This window comes from Priestia sp. P5_B4 (assembly GCF_056400385.1).
Genome location: NZ_JBFULJ010000497.1, coordinates 1 through 2,802 on the forward strand (window position 1 = coordinate 1; position 2,802 = coordinate 2,802).

4 protein-coding genes are annotated in these 2,802 nt (G+C 39.4%); all 4 read left to right on the top strand.

Translation table 11 applies throughout. The annotated features are described in order from the left end of the window. The first annotated feature begins 222 nt into the window (after positions 1 to 222). Positions 223 to 483 (top strand): stage V sporulation protein SpoVS, encoded by a 261-nt coding sequence (spoVS, locus tag AC1DRF_RS21880; protein WP_003181955.1) that lies wholly within the window; start codon positions 223 to 225, stop codon positions 481 to 483. A 75-nt stretch (positions 484 to 558) separates the two neighbouring features. Then, complete coding sequence (locus AC1DRF_RS21885) at positions 559 to 1,476, top strand: dipeptidase (protein WP_477741691.1); 918 nt, start codon at positions 559 to 561, stop codon at positions 1,474 to 1,476. Between the two features lie 184 nt (positions 1,477 to 1,660). Further along, the gene (locus AC1DRF_RS21890; RefSeq protein ID WP_163158902.1) at positions 1,661 to 1,813 is read left to right on the top strand and encodes a hypothetical protein; all 153 of its coding nucleotides are present in this window, start codon (positions 1,661 to 1,663) and stop codon (positions 1,811 to 1,813) included. Positions 1,814 to 1,853: 40 nt separating this feature from the next. After that, a partial coding sequence (locus tag AC1DRF_RS21895; RefSeq protein WP_477741692.1) for a 2-oxoacid:acceptor oxidoreductase family protein occupies positions 1,854 to 2,802 on the top strand: 949 nt, incomplete at its 3' end.

A 2,802-nucleotide genomic window follows, 5' to 3' on the forward strand; every position in this document is an offset into this window, starting at 1 on the left:
GGGAAAAAGTCAATGTGTCGAAAGACGATACGTTGGCTTTTTTATTTTGTCAAAAACGTAAAAAGAAAAAAGAAAGGTGTAGAAATATAAGTTTTTGAATATTTAGGAAAAACAAGCAGGAATACGTTTGACATATCGTGAATATAGTAACATTGAAATCAATTAAGTCATTGGTCTAATGATCTCTCATCATACATTGTAAAGAATAAGGAGGAGCTAGATATGGAAATATTAAAAGTTTCAGCAAAGTCTAATCCAAATTCAGTTGCTGGTGCCTTAGCAGGCGTGCTGCGCGAACGCGGCGCAGCAGAAATTCAAGCCATTGGGGCCGGGGCGCTTAATCAAGCAGTAAAAGCTGTAGCAATCGCAAGAGGGTTCGTTGCACCAAGTGGGGTTGATTTAATCTGCATCCCAGCTTTTACAGATATTCAAATTGATGGAGAAGAGCGAACAGCCATTAAATTAATTGTAGAGCCGCGATAATTATAAAAACCACGGACCTGTAAAGCATAGAAGCCAAACAGGTCCTTTTTGTATAGAATTAAAGGGGTGTGGGTTGTGATATTTGATGCTCATTGTGATGTATTGATGAAGCTCTGGTTAAATAAACGTTTATCTTTTACATATGATTCAGCGCTGCATGTGACGTTAGAAGGAATAAAAAAAGCAAACGGTAAAGTTCAGCTATTCGCTATTTATATTCCAGAAGCGGTTCCGGCAGCTCAGCGCTTTGATGTTGCGTTAGAAATGATCCAGCTGTTTCAAAGTCATATTTTATCGCTTCCCGGTGTGAAATGGATTCGTTCAAAACGCGATATAGATAGCTTGAAAAAAGGTGAAATAGGAGCAATGCTGACGCTTGAAGGCTGCGATGCCATTGATACCAGTTTAGTTCGCCTAAAGACACTGTTTTCACTGGGTGTACGCTCAGTAGGTTTGACATGGAATTATAGCAATGCCGTGTGTGACGGTATTTTAGAACTTCGAGGCGCGGGGTTATCTTCTTTTGGAAGAGAAGTTGTTGAATTGAATAATGAACATAAAGTGTGGACGGATGTATCTCATTTATCGGTAAGAGGTTTTTGGGATGTGATTGAGCTAGCACAATATGTAGTGGCTACTCATTCCAATTCACACGTATTGTGCTCTCATCCGCGGAATTTAAGAGACGATCAAATTCATGCTTTAATAAAGCGAAACGGCGTGATTGGCATTACGTTTGTGCCTGAATTTTTAACGAGTTCTGCCAAAGCGCAAATAGCGGATGTGATCCGTCATCTTGATTACATGTGTGAAAGAGGAGGCGAATACTCCGTTGGTTTTGGCTCTGACTTTGACGGCATTGACAAAACGGTTCATCGTCTCGGAAGATATGAACAGTATACGAATTTAATCGAAGAACTCCTTAAGCATTACACTGAGGAGCAGATAAAACGTTTTCTGTTTCAAAACTTTGCTGATCGTCTATGCAGCTAATAAAAAAAGAGCTTTTTCTTCTTGGAAAAGCTCTTTTTTATAGAAGTTATTTATATACTAATGCCTCATGTAAAGACAGAAAAGATCATTAAAAAACTTCATCTTATTCATTAAATATAAATATAATTAAAACGATTGAGAATTCAATGGAAAGGGTTGCATTTTTCTGGCAATCGGAATAAAATTGAAAACGGATTATGGAGCTGCTCAAGCAGAAACGTATCCTGCACAGCCACAAGGTGCTGTGGGAGTTTTGCAGATGATTTTGGTTGGTGAAATGCAGAAGCAAATGAAATCGTTTGCTAATTTACTTTTTCAGTTTTTATCAATAAAATAGATTTCTATATTATAAGCAATTAAAGGAGTGGCGTTGATTTATGGTACAGCAACTTTCATGGAAAGTTGGCGGACAGCAGGGTGAGGGAATCGAAAGTACGGGAGAAATTTTTTCAACCGCTTTAAATCGATTAGGTTATTACTTATACGGCTATCGTCATTTTTCTTCTCGTATCAAAGGTGGACATACAAATAATAAGATTCGAGTGAGTACAACTCAAGTTCGATCTGTGTCAGATGATTTGGATATTTTAGTTGCGTTCGATCAGGAAACAATCGATGTAAACGTCCATGAGCTGCGCGCAGGAGGCGTTGTAATTGCAGATGCGAAATTCAACCCAAGTCTGCCCGAAACATGTACAACTGCTACGCTATATGCTGTTCCGTTTACGGAAATTGCAACGGAATTAGGAACGTCGCTAATGAAGAACATGGTTGCTGTAGGCGCTTCAAGTGCTGTGCTTCATATTGACACAGAAGTATTTGAAGAAGTAGTACTTGAAATCTTCGGTAAAAAGGGCCAAAAAGTTGTACAAAAAAACATGGAAGCTATTAAAAAAGGTGCAGATTACATTCGTGAACAGCTAGGCGAACAATTAGAAACAATGAAACTAGATCCAGTGGATGGTAAAAAACGTATGTTTATGATTGGAAACGATGCGATTGCGCTGGGTGCTTTAGCCGGTGGGGCTCGTTTTATGCCAGCATATCCAATTACTCCTGCTTCAGAAATCATGGAATACTTAATTAAAAAGCTTCCTCAATTTGGTGGAACCGTTATTCAAACAGAAGATGAAATCGCAGCATGTACGATGGCTATCGGAGCTAACTATGCAGGCGTACGTGCGCTGACAGCATCAGCTGGACCAGGTTTATCCTTAATGATGGAGTCGATTGGATTAGCAGGAATCACTGAGCAGCCTGTTGTGATTATAGATACTCAGCGCGGCGGGCCAAGTACAGGTCTTCCAACAGCAAGAATACTAACAG